A 19499-nucleotide genomic window follows, 5' to 3' on the forward strand; every position below is an offset into this window, starting at 1 on the left:
TGCGACATTATGCATGGCTAATTGCGACATTTCCTAGTTGGTGCGCCTGGACTCTTCATCAGAGCTCAGACGCCGTTGCCTGGCCGCTTTTACCTGCTGATTGCCAAAGGAATAGGTAATGTTGAGTAAAGCCACACGGGTATCAAAGGTCAAAACTCCGCTTTGCTTGCTGCTTGGCGTATCAATCCTGGGCCGGTAACGGTTGGAATGAAAAACATCCTGGACACTAAGTTTTAACTTTAACGTGGATGTAACGGTCCGCTGCAATCCGAAGTCCATAGCTCCCAACCAGGGCGAAGACCAGATCCCGTTTACTGAAGGCGTACTTACCCAGCCATTCAGTTCTGCCGTCCAGCGCTTTCCCAATGTGAACGCGTTGTTGCCATTCAAACGTCCCGAAATGTTTTCAATGTTGAGCACGGTGCCTTCGTAACTGTATTGAAAACGGTTATAGTAACCCATCAGATTGGTTTGCAGCTGCCAGCCTTTCACCACCGTCACCGGCCAGCTGAGCGTAGCGTTGTATCCCGACGAATGGTCCAGGTTTTCCGTCGTCACATAGGACTTATTACCTTCAATTGCATGGATCGTGAAAAACATGAGGTCGGTAGTATAATTAGCTCCGATTGAAGCGAAAACGCCATTTTTCATACCAAGCTTTGCTTCAAACGCATGCGTAAACTGCGGTCTGAGGTACGCATTGCCCTGATGATATGCATACGGATCAACATATCCCCGGGCCGGGTTTAAGTTCTGGTAATTGGGCCGGTCTATGCGGTAGCTGTAGGAAAGTGTAAGGGTCTGCTGTTCTGAAAGCGGGCGCGATACAAACATACTTGGAAACCATTTCAGGTAATTTTTGATGATATTTTGATTCAGCGTCAGCGATTTACCTTCCGAGTGCGTATGTTCAGTGCGCAACCCTACCTGTAAGTTTGTTTTTCGCCATTTTCCCGATACGCTCACAAAACCTGCATTGACCCTTTCGGTATATTGGAAATGATTGGAAAGCTTTGGATCCGGAACCAGCACACCGGAGGTTCCACTGCTCAACTCGAGCACGTTATCCGTTTTCACCGACGCGCTTTTCAACCCGGTTTCCAATTTCCAATTATCCTTCAAAGGCCTGTTATAGGCAAGCTGCGCTGTGCGGATATCAATTTCGGTGGGTTGCGTGATGAGTAGGTTTGCAACCGGGCCAATTTCATTTCCCATGTTAATAACCGTCTGCGTCTGCAAACTATTGGCAAATTCCCTGCTGAAATGCCCCAAATCAAAGTCTGCCGTAAGCTGTCCACCCTTTTCACCAAAAGCATGCTGCAGGTTCACATTACCAATCTGGTTTTGAGAATAGGTATTATAGGTTTTTTTAGTTGAAGTCTGCAGGTAGACAGGTGTGTTCTCCGCGCGCCGGAAACTAGCGCCAGCCGGCCCAAGCTCGCTGTGTTTGCTCCAAAGGCCTGTCCAAACGACACCGATCGTTGTATTTTTAGAGGGAGAGAAATCGAGTCCGGCCTTTGCATTCTGCCCGAGGTCGCGAAACGAAAGGCGGCTGAATTGCGATACCAGATTTCGCCTTCCTGGCTCATCACCCGTAGCATCCGGCTGATTACGGTTTAGGTCAAAATCCCAATAATTGCCACCGCGATTGATGCTGTAGTTGCCAAACAAATTGAATTTAAGGGTACGGTGGTTTAATTGGATGCTTCCCCGCTCCCGGTCGAACCGCCCCGATCCGGCACCTGCGGAAATCGTCGCATTGGTGCCGATACCCGCATTTTTTTTGAGTCGGATATTGATAATACCCGAATTGCCCGCCGCATCATATCTGGCAGAAGGATTGGTAATCAATTCAATTTTATCAATATTATCGCTGGACATTCCACGCAGCATCGCAATCACATCCTGGGCCGATAAATAGGTTTGCTTTCCATCGATTTGGACGATGACCCCTTCCTTGCCGCGCAATTGCAGCCGCTCGTTCTGATAGTCGACCGTCACACCCGGCGATTTTTCCAATACCTCCAATGCAGTACTCCCACTGCCCACAATGCTGTTGGCTACATTTACTACCATGCGATCCAGCTGCTGTTCAACAAATGGCTTCTTCGCCCGCACTTCCACCTGGCCCAGTTGGCCAGTCAGTTCATTCAATGTCAGCAAAGGCATCGTTACCGGTTGGCCTGATACGTCGATCACCGCCGAATGCACTTTTTGGTAACCGACGGCAGTTGCGCGTACGAGATACCTGCCCGCCCTGACATTGTCGAATGTGTAAAATCCCTGCTGATCACTTGCAGTACCTTTCGAAATACTGGAATCGCCATCGGTCAGCAAGGCAACATTTACGAACGGAACAGGCTTTTCAGACGCATCCCGGATAGTCCCGCTTAGCGTGGTTTGAGAAATAGCCTGAAAGGGCGACAGATAGAACATCCCGCCGAGCAGAAGCAATAGAGTTGTTTTCATGTGTTTGAGAATCAAGCATTTCGCTATCATTCAAATATACGAGTCCAGACAAGCGTATAGAAACAATTCAGGAGGAATACCATGCATTATTGATTGAACGGCGGAAAACGTTGAGGGAAGCACGCCAATTTCGAGAGGTTAATACCATAGTTCTATCGGTGACCCGTTTTGATCTATAATCTCTCCGACGCTGCAGGGGGGTTGTTGCTCTTCATATTCTAGAGATGATATTGATGAGCTGTTAGATAGAAAACTGGTTGATTTCATTTTGTATCAGCGATACAAAGTTTTGAATTCGCTGCTTTAAGATTCGAAAATTCTGCCAAAAAGGATTTTAATTTTTATATACTTTTTGCGAGAAGTTATGGTAGGTTCAGGCAGACTGTCCTTTTAATCAATTGCTGTATGTTACAGAGTATCACACTCAAGGTCTGGCCAAGCGCTCCAACAATTGAATAGATGAGCTGGGGACTAGTGGATATAATTGCGCTATCATTTCAATCATCTCCATATAAAACGGCCCATTTGGATTGGCTGGAATATCGGGAAAAGCTTTATTGATCTTAGGAAGGAATGACGTGTGCCCCTTCTCCATCATGAAATTTGCCGGTTGTCTAAGACGAACACCATTACAATAGGTAAATTCTCTTTCAGCATTGAATGGGAAAGCCGGAAGGGCAAGACACATCTTCGCGTAGAATTGGTCTATCATTTGCTGTAAATCTGTTTCTGACTCTTTTGCCATTTCGAGGTGGGAATAATTGGAAGAAAGTCCCATGCTCGTTCGAAGCAATCCATCATCTTTCGACAAAAGGTAAGCAATGCAATAGATAGGGTCGAAAATCAAATTTTCCAGTGAGTATCGTTCACCCTGTCCATGCACATAAATGTTTTCAAATTGGCCGTTTTGGAAAGCCCCATTATCGTAATCAAGAATGCCAAATGCGCTTACACTTCCGCCATCTCTAAGAGCCTTTACGATGGTTTTCACAGTTTCACAATTTGAATTGCCTTTGCTACCGGAAACAAAATAAAGCCTATGGGGCAAACTATTTTTATTCTTTGGATAATGGGCATCAAAAATCGCTTGATAATATTGGAGATCACGGTCACTTTCGGTAAAAATTTGCCTGTGGTTTTTATAATCAATGCTTAATGTCGGGAGAAAATCGGTCAGAATATTAAGCGCGTCGTCCTTATGAATGCTGCGGAAGATAGTAGGTTCACCGTTTCTTATTTCGAATATGCTATCATCTGGCGCAATAGCCACCGTAGTCGGTGAGTGTGTGGTCATTATTATTGACACGTCTTTTTTGGTAATAAATTCATCTTGCAATATACCTAGCATCATTTGCACGAATTCAGGATGCAGATGTGCATCGGGTTCGTCGAACAATAGCAATTTTGGGTAGGTGATTATTCCTCTAAAATATATAGAATAAAATATTTTCAAGATAATGCCAAAAATCTTCGACTCGCCTGATGACAGCTCGTTGAATTGAAACGGTGTGTTTAGGCGTTGATTTATTAGGCCAATTTTCGGGGTTTTGTCATTGTGGTATTCCGTAAGAGTAGGTCCCGTTAATCGAAAGCCAAGTTCATTACGGCTAAGTATTCCATTTAACGTTTCAAGCGGTGGTGGGTAATTTTTGACAAACTGTTCATCCGAAATAGCCTCCCCAGGTAGCGAGTCTGTTCCAGCCAAGGCATGCTTCACCCTATTATCGTATCTACGACTGATATATTGGTCATGTAAATTTCCTAATGTTATTTGAGAAAGCCGGAGACCAGCTACAAGGTCGGGGTAATACTGACCTACTTGTGAATCCCTGAATTCAGTCTGCATGATTGCCTGGCGACGCCTAACTTCCTTAACGGCTTCCACGTTGTCAGATGTGAGGCGCTCTTCAATGCATCGTTGCTCTTTCAGTTTATCATTTGTTTCTGAGTCAAAGGGCCAAGTTCCCTCAGTAAGTTCGTCGATAATACCAATATAAGCTTCTTCTGTACTCAACATCTCTGTCCTACCTTTATCTAATGCACTGTCCATGAGATCATGTTCCAAAATGAAATCAATCAATTTATAAGTGGAATCGTCAACTTGATTTCGCGGATATCCAGGTCCCGGTGTTGTTGACGGAAGTAGTTTATTTGGTGTGTCTAAGTTAGAGAGATCGGCCCGATCAAAAAACGAAAAATCGTTACTAGGCCGCCACTTGCCTTCGGGTATCGATTTATTGTCATAGATAAGCATCGCACCAGACTCTACAAATGCCTCAAGGAAGTGTGTTTTCCCACTTCCATTCTTTCCAGTAATAATTGTGAGCTGCGGCAAAACAACTGGATTTGAAAATGGGAATAGCGATTTGAAACGGTCTGGAAGGTTGATAATCATGGTCTGGGTATGTTATGATTGCACAACCAAGAGAAGGGGTATGACTATAATAGCTACTTCAAAAACTTACTATTTCGTGCTTAAAAGTTAGCTCTTGGTCAGAGCATCACTGCAACGATTTTTTTTTGTCCGCTTTTGAATTCCATGACGAGGTGCTACCGAGCTTCTCTAATTCCTCTGAAAGAATGACTGTCAAAATTTCTGCGCGTGCACCGTTTGTTCATTGTCGACATCAATAAAATCGGTTCGATCAGCAGAAATGATGTCAATATTGGCAATGTGGAAATAGCTGTCGATGAGTTATCTAAGGATGCTATCCGGGATTTAATGGGCAAATGGGGTTAACGCCTCCAATGTCGAGAGGTTAAAACCATAGTTCTATCGGTGTTTGACCCTGTTTGATCTATAATCTCTACAACATTGCAGTCGGGATTATTGCTTTGACTATATTTATTATAAAAAAAGCAAGTAAGCCCCTTATGATAAAACCTATCTACAAACTTGCGCTATCCATCGCGCTGAGTACAATTGCTTTATTATCGTTTGTAGGCTCATCTCCTATCAGGGACATCCGGCTGCGGCAGGCTTACAATCAATCCGACACACTGCCGAAACCCACTCTGCCCGAAGGTGCGAATCCAGAAGATCCGGATTGGGCAGGCATTGACCTGGCGCCGAAAGCACCCGTCCAGCCACTCGAGGCAGCCGAAGAACAAAAGCTTTTCCTCTTGCCACCCGGGTACAAAATAGAACCTGTTTTGACCGAGCCGGCCATTCAGCAACCCGCCGCCATTAGTTTCGATGGCAATGGCCGCATGTATGTACTCGAATTGCGGACTTATATGCTGACGGCAGATTCCAAAGATGAATTGCAGCCGACCAGCCGGATTTCCAGGTGGGAAGACAAAAACAACGATGGGGTTTATGAAACAGGCACCACATTTGTTGACAGTCTGATTTTCCCGCGTTTCGTACTGCCATATGGTAAAGATTGCATCCTTACGATGGAATCGGATCAGGACAATGTGTTCAAACACACCGATACCAATGGCGATGGCAAAGCCGATAAGAAAGAGTTATTTACCAATAAGTATGGACGTTCGGGAAATGTCGAGCATCAGCAGGCTTTTATGTATTGGGGAATGGATAACTGGCTTTACAGTACCGTAAATGCCTTTCGCATCAGAGAAACCCCGACCGGCATTATCCGTGAAAAAACCGGCACCAATCGCGCCCAATGGGGAATTACCCATGACGATGCGGGAAAATTGTGGTTTCAGGGCGGGGCTAGCGGTCTTCCCTCCTACTTTCAGTTCCCCATTCATTATGGAAATTTTGAAGTGCCTGATGAATTTGCCAAAGGCTTCGATATACCCTGGGGAGCAGCTGTGAAACTGGCTGATATGCAAGGCGGAATGGACGAAGTCCGCCAACCAGACGGCTCGTTGGCCAGGGTTACCGGCGCGGCTGGCAATGACATTTATCGCGGGGACAGGCTCCCGGCCACTTTAAAAGGGCAGTACTTTTACGGTGAACCTGTTGCCAGGATCGTCAGGCAGATCAATCCGGTTGTAAATGAAGGACTTACGACGCTTCACAATGTTTTTCAGGATCAGCAATCCGAGTTTTTGCGCTCAACGGACCCATTGTTCAGGCCAGTGGATATGACGACAGCACCGGACGGCACTCTATATATTACCGATATGTACCATGGTATCATCCAGGAAGGCCAGTGGACGCAGAAAGGCACTTACTTACGCGCCAAAATCGAACAATATCAACTGGATAAAGTGGTTGGACTAGGCCGGATATGGCGGATTTCGTACGAAGGAAAAGAACGTGATAAGGCAAGACCAAACATGTATGCAGCCAGATCCGCCGAACTTGTAAAGCATCTTGACCACCCGAACGGCTGGTGGCGTGATGCGGCGCAGCAGGTTCTTGTGCAGCGTAAAGACGTAGCAATTGTGCCGCAACTAACTGCAATGGCACTTTCAGATAAAAATCCATTGACCCGAACACATGCGCTCTGGACATTGGAGGGTTTGGGTGCATTGAAAACCGATGTTGTTCAAAAAACACTCAAAGACGTCAATCCGAAAATGAGGATTCAAGGGTTAAGGACGGGAGAAAGCCTGATCAAAGCTGGCGACAAAACACTGGAAGCCAATTTCATCAACGCATTGTATGATACCGATACCGACGTGCAGATCCAGGCAATGCTCACCGCAAAATTCCTGAAACTTCCAGGATTTGAAAATGGTATGAAGTCAGCCATGGCCAGCAACAAGGCGGCAGGGGTAAAACTTGTTGGTGAACAAATCCTGAACCCACCGAAGCCGCGGAATGCAGGACCGGAGTTGACTGTTGCTCAAAAGACCCAGATTGAAAATGGAACATTGATTTACAATGAGTTATGCTCACAATGTCATGGCAATAGCGGCATGGGAACGCCAGCCGGAAATGGAAGGTTACTCGCACCGGCGCTTGCGGGATCTGCACATATGCAATCGCACCCTGATTACGCGATACGCGTGGTACTTCACGGATTGGAAGGTGCCATTGATGGCAAAACTTACGCGGGAGGTTTGATGACGAGCATGAAGGAACAGCCTGACGAATGGATAGCGGATGTGCTTTCATATATCCGCAATGGTCTATCAAATGACGCATCCCTGATATCTGCGGAACAGGTTGCTAAAGTCCGCAAATCCACGGCAAGACAGCAGGGTTTGTACCAATATGCCGAATTGTACAAATCGGTTCCGTACGAACTGATGCCGAAGGAAATGGTCGCCACAGCCAGCCATACTGCTTCAACCCGCATTGGTGGGAATGTGTCGGCTGCCAGCGCATTTACCTACGAAGGCTGGTCAACCGGAGTCAGGCAGGAAAAAGATATGTGGTATCAAATCGAATTTCCAACCGAAATATCGATAGCCGAGCTACATTTTACAGCTTCGCAAACGATCAGAAAAGGTTGGAAACGGCCGCCCGGGCCGCAAACCAGCCCAGCGCCTTATATCCAGACCTATCCAAGGGTCTTTGCTATTGAAACGTCTTCGGATGGAAAAAACTGGCAGGAAGTAATACCCGAAATCAAAGGTGTTAACGGAGAGAACATCATATCCCTGAATGGCAGCAAAGGGAAATTTTTAAAGCTGCGTCTCCGCGAAACCGTGGCTGTCGACCCGGATGAAGTAGCCTGGTCGATGCGGCAGATGAAAGTATTTGCGCTTGCCATGCCGTGATTTAAGCTCAAAACCCTATTTTGAAATGATGCGCATTACCTGGCCGCCTCCCGATGCCAGCTTCACCTCCAGTACGTCCTTGCCAGTAATATCTTTTATTTTCTTCGTCAGATGGTTCGGATCAGTATCCGGATCCGGCGCATCTGAATATAATTCCGCTTGAAAATTCCCCTCACCCAGAAAATCCATATTGACCTTTATGGTCCTGGTCGTGCTGTTGTTGATCGTCCCAATATACCAATCCTTCCCTTTTCGGCGCGCAATCGTGAGTACTTCGCCCAATGCCGCATCCAGCACCCGGGTTTCATCCCAGGTAGTCGGCACTTTTTGAAGAAAATCAAATCCTGGCTGACCTTCGTAAGCCTCCGGATAATCTGCGGCCATATGGAGGTAACTTTCCATAACCACGTACATGGCGAGCATGTGGCAGCGGGTCCCAATCATCATTGGGCGCACGTAATGTGTTTTGAAAAGATCAGGCCTTACCGCCCTGAAACCGCCCAAATGATAGTCACTGGCACCGGCTAGCAAACGTGTAAAACCAATATCCAGGTCGTGCTCGGGACTGATACCAGCTGCAAGCCATTTGTTATTTTCGTAATTGTAAGTCCCCTCACGGGTAAACTCGTTTGGATACGTGCGACTCAGGCCAGTGGGTTTGAAAGATCCATGAAACTGGATAAAAAGCTTGTGTGCAGCCGCGCTGCTAAGAATTTCTTCCTGTATTTTCACCATTTCCTGATCATCCCGGTCCATAAAATCGACCATCATTCCTTTGATCCCCCATTTTTCAAATTGGGTAAACGCGGCTTCCAGCTGCGGGTACAGCGCCTTCCAATTAATCCACACGTGAATGCCTACTCCTTTTTGCTTCGCGTAATCGCAAACCTGCTGCATGTCCAGGGAAGGGACGGTTTTGGTAACATCCGAAAATGTACCAGGGTCGCCATAACCCGGACCATTCGTAGGGTACCAGGCAATACCGCCGTAGCCAATCACGGAATGATATTCTATATGGTTTCTGGCGCAGAAATCGATGTAATATTTGTTGGTTTCAAAATTGATACCGGGTGAAATCGTGGAATCTGGAAGGACGTCGCCATTCCACCAGTGAAACGAGGTTTTACCGGGTTTGAGCCAGCTAAGATCTTTAAGTTTAGTCGGCTCGTTCAAGCTTGTTATGATGTTGGATTCGATCAAAGCGCCTATCCGGTCACTGATCAGCAACACGCGCCAGGGGCTCTGATGCGGGAGCACAGCTTTTACCTTTATTTCCTGTTGCCCGGGCCACGGCGATAGCTGGCTTTTGAGTGCCCCATTTTTTTTGACCAGATACATTCCTGCATAATCTCTCAAACTCGCCTCCGTAATAGCCAGGTATGTTTTGTCCGAAAACTCAAACAGTGCAGGCATATCCATCAGCTTGTTTTCAGGCAGCTCGGTCAATGATTGCTTTTGGTATAACCCTTCGTGGCTGCTTGTGTAATTGTCGAATAAAAGCGTGGTGACTTTCGGACTTCCGACGATATTAAACCAGGTATTTTCGTCTGTCAAGGTATATTCAGACCAATTTTTTTGCACCGGAAATTCATAGCGAAAGGCAATTCCATCATTAAAAGCCCTGACCACCAGGTTTAGCTTCCTTTCACTTCCCGCCGGATGCACCAATGGTATGATTACTTGACGGTGCAGGTCACGAACGACTTTCGTCTTACCGACAGCAAGTTCATAGTTTTCATTCACATCACTAAAAATAGGTTTTAGCGCTTTGAGATTCGTCCCAAAATTGCCGCCTTCCTTAAACTGAAGATTAAGTTCGGAGTCATTAATCAGCAATTTCCCCTTATAGCTTACCTGGTAAAGCGGCTTTTCTTTTGTCAGTTTGAATGCAAAGACAAGCTTCCCATCCGGAGATTTAAGCGTGATCTTATTTTGCGCCAGGACATTCACTCCATGGCAGAGTAAAAACAGAAGCAGGGCTTTAAAAATGGAGCTCATTGCGGCGAATTCAGGTTAAGATTTCTTATTTCAAAAATGAGGTAAGGTAATGTTTAGGTAAGCAAACATTCATCCATTACTACCTGCCTGTTAAAATGCAAACTGCGTTGTTGCTTTATATAAAAGGTTTATACATTACATTTGGAATTGCCGGATCAAAACCTCTTGACACTTTAAAAACTTCAAATCATGCATCATCACAAAAAACTTTCTTACGCAGCCCTGGGATTGGGCATTTTGTTTCTGAGCTTCATTATCATTAAAGAAGAGCCCTGGAACCCGTTTCAGCTTCTGGAACCAAAAGCATTGGCCGATGTCATTACAGATCCGACCCAGCCGCAGCCCCTTATCATCAGCGTCGGCCCGGCTGGTCTGATTAAAGGCGCCATCGAAGCTAACCCGGCCAAGGACAAAGAAAATCTTGAAAAGCTTCGCACCAGGCTGTCCCAGGAATCGAAGACCAGGCAAGTCGTAATTTATTGCGGCTGCTGCCCATTCAAAGACTGCCCGAACATCCGGCCTGCATTTAGTTTACTCAATCAAATGGGTTTCAAAAATCATAAGCTCCTAAATCTCACCCAAAATCTGAAAGTCAACTGGATTGACAAAGGTTATCCAATGAACTGATGGCCACAATTTTGCGAGGCGTGTAGGATGATCAAAAACATTACGGTCCAGGAATTCTTTAATCTGACAACAATGGTTGCGCTTGCAGACGTACGGACACCCGCGGAATATCAGCACGGACACGTACCAGGCGCATTCAATCTTCCGCTTTTCAGCAATGAAGAGCGGGTACTGGTTGGCACAACCTACAAACAGATCGGCCGGGAGCAGGCGATCCTTTTGGGTTTTGACCTGACAGGACCAAAATGGTCAGGTTTTATCCAGGATGCCTTGCTTATGGCACCTGGGAAAAAAATCGGTGTTCATTGCTGGCGCGGCGGGATGCGCAGCGGCGCCATGGCCTGGGCATTGGATCTGTACGGTTTTGAAGTTTACCTGATTGAAGGCGGTTACAAGCATTATCGGAGATGGGTATTGAACCAGTTTGAAAAACCCTATCATCTGCTCACGCTGGGAGGCATGACAGGTTCGGGCAAAACCCGGATTTTGCAGGAAATGGAGATGTCAGGCGCACAAATGATAGACCTTGAGAACCTGGCCCAGCATCAGGGTTCGTCGTTCGGGAGCATGAACAAAATGTTGCAGCCCACGCAGGAGCAGTTTGAAAATAATCTGGCTGCCAAATTGAATAACCTAAACCATGACCGCAGCATTTGGGTGGAAGATGAAAGCCATAACATTGGCAAGCTTTCCGTACCTAATGCCTTTTGGGACCAAATGACTAGCGCTGTTTTAATCGACCTAAAAGTTGAACTGGACCAGCGGGTAAGTGCGTTGGTAAAAGAGTACGGACAGCTTGATAAAGATTTTCTGGTTGCCTGTACGGAGCGGATCGGAAAGCGTTTAGGCCCTGTCCAGACCAGGCAGGCAGTTGAGGCAATCAGAGAGGACCGGATGGAAGCGTTTATCCGACTGGTGCTTGTTTATTATGACAAATCATATCGCAACAGTCTTATCAGGCGGAATTCAGATCAGGTTTTTTCAATGAAGCTAACTGGCGATCCAATGAAAAATACTGCTGAGCAAATACTAGAATTTATCAATACAATTCCGGCAGGCAGGATATAATTCAATTCATGGACGTACGAGACATTAAGCTTACACATTATTCCCATGGCGCCGGGTGCGGCTGCAAGATTAGTCCGGCAATTCTGGACAAGATTTTGCATAGTTCCGTGGCTCTCCAAGCTGATCCGCGCCTGTTGGTCGGCAACGACAAACGCGATGACGCGGCTGTACTGGATTTAGGAAACGGAACGGCATTGATTTCGACTACCGATTTTTTTATGCCTATCGTTGATGACGCTTACGATTTTGGTCGAATCGCATCAGCCAATGCGATCAGCGATGTGTACGCAATGGGTGGAAAACCGGTGCTCGCCATCGCGATTTTGGGATGGCCCATTGATAAATTGCCTCCCGAGGTTGCGCAGAAAGTACTGGAAGGATCCCGCGCCATTTGTGCAGAAGCAGGCATTACCCTGGCTGGTGGCCACAGTATTGACTGTCCTGAGCCGGTTTTTGGACTGGCCGTCAGCGGAATGGTTGGCATTGCGCAATTAAAACAGAATTCCACTGCAACAGCCGGATGCAAGCTCTATCTGACCAAACCCTTGGGTGTGGGCATCTTGTCCACGGCACAAAAGAAAGGCCTGCTTTTACCACAGGATGCTATGATCGCCTTGGAGAGTATGGTTACTTTGAACAAGTTAGGAGAAATGTTTGGTCGGATGGACGGTGTAAAAGCCATGACGGACGTAACAGGTTTTGGTCTGCTCGGACATCTCTGTGAAATGTGCGAGGGAAGTCAGTTGTCAGCGGAAATACAGTTTGATCAGATTCCCGTTATTGAAAGCCTGCCCTATTACCTTGACCGAAAATGCTTTCCGGGCGGAACACAGCGTAACTGGAACAGCTATGGCCATAAAATCTCAAATGTGAGCGACGATCAGCGATATATTCTGGCAGATCCCCAAACCAGCGGTGGCTTGTTAGTAGCTGTTTCTAAGGAATTTGGAGGTGAATTTGAACAAACACTGTCGGATCTTGGTCACCATTTCAATTCCTTTGGGTTTTTGAAAGTTCAGGATAATGGGCCATTAATTAATGTGACTTAATCGATAAGACTTTTGTACCGGACGTTGCTCAGATACTGACTTGTAATTGACCCTTTTGCACCTAGCAATTGCGTGGGTGTACCTTCAAAAACTACCTTTCCGCCTTTCGTACCACCATCCGGGCCCATATCAATGATCCAGTCGGCATTTTTGATCACATCAAGATTATGCTCGATCACGATCATTGTATTGCCCGAGTCGACCAGGCGGTTCATAATGGAAAGCAGGTGACTGATGTCCGACATATGCAAACCGGTTGTCGGCTCGTCGAGGACATAAACGCCACTCTTTTTGTGTAGCTCGCTGGCTAATTTGATCCGCTGGCATTCACCGCCTGATAAGGTGCTGAGCGGCTGGCCGAGAGTCAGGTAATCGAGCCCCACATCGCTCATAGCCTGTAACTTATGAAGAATGTCTTTTTGGGTAAAATAGTCCAAAGATTGCAAAACGGTCAGTTCCAGAATATCGGAAATGGACTTACCATCCAGCTTATATGCCAGTACTTCTTCTTTAAATCGTTTCCCTTCACAAACTTCGCAGGGTGTTTTGATTCCGTCCATAAATGCAAGGTCAGTGTAGATCACGCCGAGGCCCTGGCAATTTTCGCAGGCACCTTGGGAATTAAAACTAAATAACGATGCGCTCACGCCATTTTCCTTTGCAAAAGCCTTGCGCACATCATCCATCACACCCGTGTATGTAGCCGGATTGGAGCGCGTGGAGGTACCTACTGCCGACTGGTCGATGACGATTGCTTTGGGATGTTGTTTCAAAAACACATGGTTGATCAGCGAGCTTTTGCCTGAACCCGCCACGCCGGTTACGACCGTAAGCACACCTGTTGGAATATCGACACTCACATTGTGCAGATTATTGATTTTGGCATTTACCACCGAAAGTTTTCCTTTTGGTTTGCGGGACTTTTCTTTAACAGGCAATGATTGTTTGATAAAACGGCCTGTGAGCGTATCGGCCTTCACGAGTTCGGCAAAGGTTCCTTCAAAAACAATTTGCCCTCCCTTACTTCCTGCATGCGGACCCACGTCGACAACGTGGTCTGCCACTTTGATTACGTCCGGATCATGTTCAACAACGATCACCGTGTTACCCTTGTCGCGGAGCTTTCCAAGGAGCTCGTTCAGCCGGTGTACATCCCGGGGATGCAAGCCGACGCTTGGTTCATCGAAAATATACATCACGTCGATCAGGCTGCTGCTGAGGTGTTTAACCATTTTCACCCGCTGCGATTCCCCTCCCGACAATGTACTCGTTTCGCGGTCGAGGCTGAGATATTCAAGACCAATATCCACCAAATGCTGCAATCTTTCGCATAATGTCGCGACCATGGAAACAGCGATCTGATCTTTGATCTTACTTACCAATGAAAGCAATTCCGAAACTTCCATCGCCGCCATTTCAGCGATGTTCTTCCCGTCAATTTTGCAACCCAGTGCGGCCTGGCTCAGCCGTGCACCTTTGCAGGACGGGCAAGGACCGAGAGCAATGTAAGGAGCCACCGATTTCTGGGTGCGTTCGGATAAGGTTTTAATGTCCCTTTTGATGTATGCCTTTTCAAATTTTTCAATCACGCCCAGATAAGTGGCATTCATGGATCCGCCGCCCACCTGTAATTTGAATTTCAGGTCTTTGCCGTAAAGTAGAAGGTCCATTTCTTCCGGAGAAAAGTCGGAGAGCTTTTTATCGTTATCAAAAAATCCCGACGCGGCATAACTGCTTTTTTCCCAGGTCGCAAACACCGGAACCTGCACGGCACCTTCATTGAGCGACTTGTTCATATCGAGAAATGAATCAGCGATAACGACCATTTTCTTCCCAATCCCATTGCATTCAGGACACATTCCGGTGGGATCGTTAAATGAAAATGCATTGGAACCGCCTATATGCGGCACACCAATCCGCGAAAACAACAGCCTCAGAACAGGAGAAATATCCGTTATCGTTCCCATTGTTGAATGCGAATTTCCTCCAAGCCTGCGCTGGTCGACCACAATGGCCATGCTCAGATTTTCGATAGCGTCGGCATGCGGCTGGGCATACTTGGGAAGAAAATTGCGAATGAACATACTGAAATTTTCATTCAGCTGACGCTGGGCCTCCGTAGCAATGGTATCAAAAACAATGGAGGATTTCCCCGATCCCGACACCCCAGTGAAGATGGTAATCTTACGTTTAGGTATGCGGAGCGACACATTTTTAAGGTTATTCTCCCGTGCTCCACGGATTTCGATATACTCCTGGGCCATGTTCGTATTTTAAGTTTTGTTGATTTTACAAAACTAGAAGATTTGATCAAATCCAAAATACTCCCTTTTAGCTGCGGTTATGCAAATGCAACTTCATTCCTGGTTGTCCGGAACATTCTCCTGTAATCGCTGGGCGTGATCATGAGATTGCGCAAAAATATACGGCGCATGGAAACGAGGCTAACTAATCCGGCCTTTCCGGCGACCTGTTCTATATTTAAATCACTTTCTTCCAATAATTTACGGGCCATTTCAACCCGGAGTTTTTCCACAAATTTCGCTGGCGTTAAACCGGTCTCCCTTAGGAAGACCCTCGCGAAATTCCTTGGGCTCATGTTGCTATGCGCAGCCAGCTGTTCCACACTCAAATCCTTGTCCAGGTTTGCGATCATCCAATCCTGAATTTTGCCAAAAACACCATGTTCGAGCTCTGGCTCAGGCAGTAAGTCTCCGAATTGTGATTGGTAACCGGGGCGTTTGAGATGCAATACCAAATGTCGGGCAACGGAAACTGCAATTTCGCGGCCGTAATCTTCCTCTACCAAAGCAAGGGAAAGGTCTGTCGCCGACGACACGCCGCCGGACGTATAAATATTCCCATCCCTGATAAAAAGTTGTGAGGAATCGACGCGCACATCCGGAAATTCACGAAGTAATTTGGGCCCTTTTTCCCAATGCGTGGTGACTTGTTTATTAGTAAGCAACCCTGCCCTGGCCAGCGCAAAAGTACCGACACAAATGGACCCTATGCGACGCACTTTGGGATAGATATCAGAAAGCCAGTCATAGAAGTCGGATGATTCTATGGCTGGATTTTCAAAGTTATAACCTGCAATCAGCAGTGTATCAATAGGTTGCTGAATGTCGTCTCGTTTGGTTGGAGAGCTAATGGTAATACCTGACCGCGTCACGATTTGCTCAGAGCGGTCAGCAGCCACTACCAGTACTTTATACGCATTTTCAAAACCAATTTTTTCATAAACCGCTTTGGAAGCCTGAAAAAAGATATCCCCCGGACCTGCTATTTCCAGCAATGGCAGGTTCGGGAATGCGACGATTACAATGAGCTTTGAATGCTGGACTGCCTCCATTTGGCGATTTACTCTGGTGTATTTACGAGCTCAGAAACAAGTTCGGAAATACGGTTTGAAATACCTACCTCATTGTCGTACCAGGCAACGACCTTCACAATCTTGCCAATGCTTTTTGTTAGTGTTCCGTCGACAATGGATGAGTGGGTGTTACCTAAAATGTCCACTGAAACAAACTGTTCCTCCGTGTATTCGAGCACGCCTTTCAGCTGATTTTCTGCATATGATTTCAATACATCATTGATTTCCTGCGCCGAAGCCGGTTTAACAAGATTAAGCGAAAGGTCGACAATGGAGCCATCTACAACTGGAACACGATAAGAAAAACCGTCCAATTTGCCTTTCAGGTTTGGTAATACGTCTCCAATTGCTTTTGCCGCGCCAGTGGTAGTTGGGATAATGGATTGCGTCGCAGCCCTGGCCCTCCGCAAATCACGATGTGGCGCATCCTGCAATACCTGGTCGGCCGTGAAAGCGTGTACCGTACTCATATAACCCGACTCGATCCCAAATTCTTTATCCAAAATGTGCAAAACCGGGGCGATAGCATTGGTGGTACAGGAAGCCGTTGAAAAAATATCTTCTTCCGATGTGATCATGTCATTATTAACACCGCTTACAATGGTTTTCACACCACCGGTTGCGGGCGCAGTAATCAGCACTTTTTTTGCACCGGCGGTAATGTGCAGTTGCGCCTTTTCTTTTTCCGTAAACCGGCCGGTCGACTCTATTACCACATCTATTCCGAGATCTTTCCAGGGCAATTTTGCCGGATCTTTCTCGCTCAGCAGAACAATGTCTTTTCCGTTAACCCGAATACTCGTTCCGTCTTCCGAAACCGGACCGGGAAAATGTCCGTGCGACGAATCGTACTTCAATAAATGCGTAAGCGTCTTTATATCAGTCAAATCGTTAATTGCTACGACTTCAACATTTTCCTTGTTTTGCAACGCACGTAAAGTCATGCGTCCTATTCTTCCAAATCCATTAATTGCAATTTTCATATCTGTAAATTTTAAAGTACTATCCGGAAACCAATCTCTCGAACGTCTCCGAATTAATACGCGAATTTAACAGATTTGCAATTTGTCCGAAATGACAAAAAATATACTAATTCTGCCAAAATGCTCAGCGATAAGTGGTTTCCTGAACTGCCAGCAGGAGAGTACATTCCAGGGTGTGACTAATTGGGTCACTAAAAAGGATTCATTGTGCCAAGCCTATTATTTAGACTAATTATCGTTAGCTTTGCGTACTTTGATTTGACAAAGAATCCTTCGCAGATAACCCAGGTCTCAATAATTTGTGTTTATATGAAAAAACTTCTTATAGCCGTCTATATTTTATTTGCTTTCGCTGCCCAGGCACAGCAAAATGTGCTTTTGGATCAATCGTTCTGGAAATCCTCCCCGGATGTGAATGCAGTGAAAGCAGAAATTGAAAAAGGTGCAAATCCTGCTCAATTCAACAACAATATGTTTGATCCTGTGGTGCTGGCAATCAATGCCCAGGCTCCTAATCCAACCATTGAATATTTGATGACCCAGCCGGGTAATACGGTCGACAAATTAACCCACGATGGGCGCATCTACATACATTGGGCTGCCATGCGAGGCAATATTGAGTTGATGGAATACCTTATTGCAAAAGGATCAAAAGGCAATTTTATCGATGGACATGGCGCTACGCCGATCAATTTTGCAGCAGGCGGCGGTCAGCAGAATACCAAAGTTTACGATATCTGCCTGGCAAATGGTGCCGATTTGAAAAAGGACCTCAATCATGATGGCGCGAATGCATTGCTCATAGCTGTGGCCAATGATAAGAACCTTGCGCTAACCAATTATTTCATCTCAAAAGGCCTCGACTTAAAAAGTACCGATGCTGCGGGTAACAATGCATTCAGCTATGCCGCCCGTGCCGGTAAAATTGATGTATTGAAAACGCTTTTGGAAAAAGGTGTTCCAGCAAATTCAAACGCAATTTTGATGGCATCACAGGGATCACGCGGTAATGCGAATCCGATTGATTTATACCAATATCTGGAAAGCCTGAGCCTGAAACCGACTGTGATTGGGAAAAACGGAGAAAATGCGTTGCACGCAATCGTTCGCAAACCTAAGCAGGAAGAAATTATCAAGTATTTTTTGGGTAAGGGTGTTGATGTAAACCAGGCAGATGAAAATGGAAATACCGTCTTTATGAATGCGGCAGCCAGCAATCGTGAAACGGCAACACTTGACATTTTGCTTCCTAAGGTAAAGGATATCAATCAGGGTAACGCAAAAGGCGTGAGCGCATTAGCCATGGCCGTCCGCAGCAATTCACCCGAGGTGATCGGTTACCTGATTGACAAGGGAGCCGATATAAATATGACCGATAAAAATGGTGATAACTTGTCACTTCATCTGGCGCAATCTTACAATGCACAAAAGGCCGATGATTTTGATGCCAAAGTGAAAGTGCTGCAAGATAAAGGTTTCAAACTAACTGTTCCTGCAAAAAATGGCAACACGATGTACCATGTGGCGGTTGCGAAAAATGACCTTTCACTGGTCAAGAAACTGGAAGCATATCAAATTGATGTGAATGCCAAAAATAGTGAAGGGATAACTGCTCTGCACAAGGCTGCGATGGTTTCGAAGGATGATAATATGCTGAAATACCTGATATCCATTGGTGCAAAAAAAGACATTGAGACCAACTTCAGAGAAACTGCCTATGACCTGGCAGGCGAGAATGAAACGCTGTCAAAAAACAATGTTACTGTTAATTTCCTGAAATAAATTTCATGTCCAACTTACTAAAAACGGCGCTAATAATTTTGGGGCTGACATTTGCCGGCCCTACTGCCACATTCGCTCAAAACACAGGAAACAGCAAATACAAATGCATGATTCAAATGACGAATTACATGGGTGAAGGCGCCTATATCATCATTTCGCTCATCAACAGTAAAGGCGCGTATGACAAAACATTATATGTACTCGGCCCGGATAAAAAATGGTATAACAGTCTGAAAGAGTGGCATAAATTCAATGCCAAAAAGCCCGCTAATATCAGCGCCATCACCGGGGCGTCGGTTACAGGAGGCGACCGCAGCGTGAATGTTTTCGAAATTGATAATGCTAAAATCAATGCAGGATATAAAATCCGGTTTGAAAGCGCGGTGGAAGACAAAGATTACCATGTAAAAGACCTGGAAATACCTTTGACGACGGAAACACTTTCCGCAAAAAGCGAGGGTACCGGCTACATCCGCTACGTCCGGTTTAGCCCCAATTAAT

At 46.1% G+C, this 19499-nt stretch carries 13 protein-coding genes; 7 read left to right on the forward strand and 6 right to left on the reverse strand.

The window, feature by feature from the left end:
- Positions 1-33 precede the first annotated feature (33 nt).
- Complete coding sequence (locus tag FHS68_RS17585) at positions 34-2469, reverse strand: outer membrane beta-barrel family protein (RefSeq protein WP_167272581.1); 2436 nt, start codon at positions 2467-2469, stop codon at positions 34-36.
- 424 nt (positions 2470-2893) lie between these two features.
- A complete protein-coding gene (locus FHS68_RS17590) occupies positions 2894-4864 on the reverse strand; it encodes an AAA family ATPase (RefSeq protein WP_167272584.1) in 1971 nt (656 codons plus the stop codon).
- 207 nt (positions 4865-5071) lie between these two features.
- On the opposite strand from FHS68_RS17590, the gene FHS68_RS17595 reads away from it, so the two are divergent.
- Positions 5072-5209, forward strand: a complete 138-nt coding sequence (locus FHS68_RS17595; RefSeq protein ID WP_167272587.1) for a hypothetical protein — start codon at positions 5072-5074, stop codon at positions 5207-5209.
- A gap of 134 nt (positions 5210-5343) precedes the next feature.
- Positions 5344-8115, forward strand: coding sequence for a DUF7133 domain-containing protein (locus tag FHS68_RS17600; protein WP_167272589.1), 2772 nt, complete (start codon positions 5344-5346; stop codon positions 8113-8115).
- Between the two features lie 15 nt (positions 8116-8130).
- Here the strand turns inward: FHS68_RS17600 and FHS68_RS17605 are convergent, their stop codons facing one another.
- Positions 8131-10113, reverse strand: coding sequence for a glycoside hydrolase family 97 protein (locus tag FHS68_RS17605; RefSeq protein ID WP_167272592.1), 1983 nt, complete (start codon positions 10111-10113; stop codon positions 8131-8133).
- Between the two features lie 189 nt (positions 10114-10302).
- Here FHS68_RS17605 and FHS68_RS17610 point away from each other — a divergent pair, with 189 nt between their 5' ends.
- The 3 genes from FHS68_RS17610 to selD are packed head-to-tail and all read left to right on the forward strand — an operon-like array spanning position 10303 to position 12857.
- Positions 10303-10740, forward strand: coding sequence for a rhodanese-like domain-containing protein (locus FHS68_RS17610; RefSeq protein WP_208408338.1), 438 nt, complete (start codon positions 10303-10305; stop codon positions 10738-10740).
- 27 nt (positions 10741-10767) lie between these two features.
- Positions 10768-11808: a tRNA 2-selenouridine(34) synthase MnmH gene (gene mnmH / locus FHS68_RS17615; RefSeq protein ID WP_167272595.1), complete on the forward strand. Its 1041-nt coding sequence runs from the start codon at positions 10768-10770 to the stop codon at positions 11806-11808.
- An 8-nt stretch (positions 11809-11816) separates the two neighbouring features.
- Positions 11817-12857: a selenide, water dikinase SelD gene (gene selD / locus FHS68_RS17620; RefSeq protein ID WP_167272598.1), complete on the forward strand. Its 1041-nt coding sequence runs from the start codon at positions 11817-11819 to the stop codon at positions 12855-12857.
- On the opposite strand, the gene FHS68_RS17625 is transcribed toward selD, so the two are convergent.
- The 3 genes from FHS68_RS17625 to gap all read right to left on the reverse strand — a co-directional run bounded on the left by FHS68_RS17625 (position 12854) and on the right by gap (position 17216).
- Positions 12854-15121: an ATP-binding cassette domain-containing protein gene (locus tag FHS68_RS17625; protein WP_167272601.1), complete on the reverse strand. Its 2268-nt coding sequence runs from the start codon at positions 15119-15121 to the stop codon at positions 12854-12856. The two genes, selD and FHS68_RS17625, sit on opposite strands and share 4 nt — an antisense overlap.
- Before the next feature lie 77 nt (positions 15122-15198).
- Complete coding sequence (locus FHS68_RS17630; RefSeq protein ID WP_167272604.1) at positions 15199-16212, reverse strand: GlxA family transcriptional regulator; 1014 nt, start codon at positions 16210-16212, stop codon at positions 15199-15201.
- An 8-nt stretch (positions 16213-16220) separates the two neighbouring features.
- On the reverse strand, positions 16221-17216 hold the full coding sequence (gene gap / locus FHS68_RS17635) for a type I glyceraldehyde-3-phosphate dehydrogenase (protein ID WP_167272607.1): 996 nt from the start codon (positions 17214-17216) through the stop codon (positions 16221-16223).
- 309 nt (positions 17217-17525) lie between these two features.
- On the opposite strand from gap, the gene FHS68_RS17640 reads away from it, so the two are divergent.
- Complete coding sequence (locus tag FHS68_RS17640; RefSeq protein WP_167272610.1) at positions 17526-18998, forward strand: ankyrin repeat domain-containing protein; 1473 nt, start codon at positions 17526-17528, stop codon at positions 18996-18998.
- A gap of 5 nt (positions 18999-19003) precedes the next feature.
- Entirely contained in the window at positions 19004-19498 is a 495-nt protein-coding gene (locus FHS68_RS17645; protein WP_167272613.1) for a DUF2271 domain-containing protein, read from the forward strand.
- Position 19499 lies beyond the last annotated feature (1 nt).

Origin of the sequence: Dyadobacter arcticus (assembly GCF_011762185.1) — a bacterium.
Classification (GTDB): Bacteria; Bacteroidota; Bacteroidia; order Cytophagales; family Spirosomataceae; genus Dyadobacter; species Dyadobacter arcticus.

Excerpts from the sequence above, each read along its gene's own strand:
- FHS68_RS17585 (WP_167272581.1), bottom strand. The coding sequence starts at position 2,469 with ATGAAAACAACTCTATTGCTTCTGCTCGGCGGGATGTTCTATCTGTCG.
- FHS68_RS17590 (WP_167272584.1), bottom strand. The coding sequence starts at position 4,864 with ATGATTATCAACCTTCCAGACCGTTTCAAATCGCTATTCCCATTTTCA.
- FHS68_RS17600 (WP_167272589.1), top strand. The coding sequence starts at position 5,344 with ATGATAAAACCTATCTACAAACTTGCGCTATCCATCGCGCTGAGTACA.
- FHS68_RS17605 (WP_167272592.1), bottom strand. The coding sequence starts at position 10,113 with ATGAGCTCCATTTTTAAAGCCCTGCTTCTGTTTTTACTCTGCCATGGA.
- FHS68_RS17610 (WP_208408338.1), top strand. The coding sequence starts at position 10,303 with ATGCATCATCACAAAAAACTTTCTTACGCAGCCCTGGGATTGGGCATT.
- mnmH (WP_167272595.1), top strand. The coding sequence starts at position 10,768 with ATGATCAAAAACATTACGGTCCAGGAATTCTTTAATCTGACAACAATG.
- selD (WP_167272598.1), top strand. The coding sequence starts at position 11,817 with ATGGACGTACGAGACATTAAGCTTACACATTATTCCCATGGCGCCGGG.
- FHS68_RS17625 (WP_167272601.1), bottom strand. The coding sequence starts at position 15,121 with ATGGCCCAGGAGTATATCGAAATCCGTGGAGCACGGGAGAATAACCTT.
- FHS68_RS17630 (WP_167272604.1), bottom strand. The coding sequence starts at position 16,212 with ATGGAGGCAGTCCAGCATTCAAAGCTCATTGTAATCGTCGCATTCCCG.
- gap (WP_167272607.1), bottom strand. The coding sequence starts at position 17,216 with ATGAAAATTGCAATTAATGGATTTGGAAGAATAGGACGCATGACTTTA.
- FHS68_RS17640 (WP_167272610.1), top strand. The coding sequence starts at position 17,526 with ATGAAAAAACTTCTTATAGCCGTCTATATTTTATTTGCTTTCGCTGCC.
- FHS68_RS17645 (WP_167272613.1), top strand. The coding sequence starts at position 19,004 with ATGTCCAACTTACTAAAAACGGCGCTAATAATTTTGGGGCTGACATTT.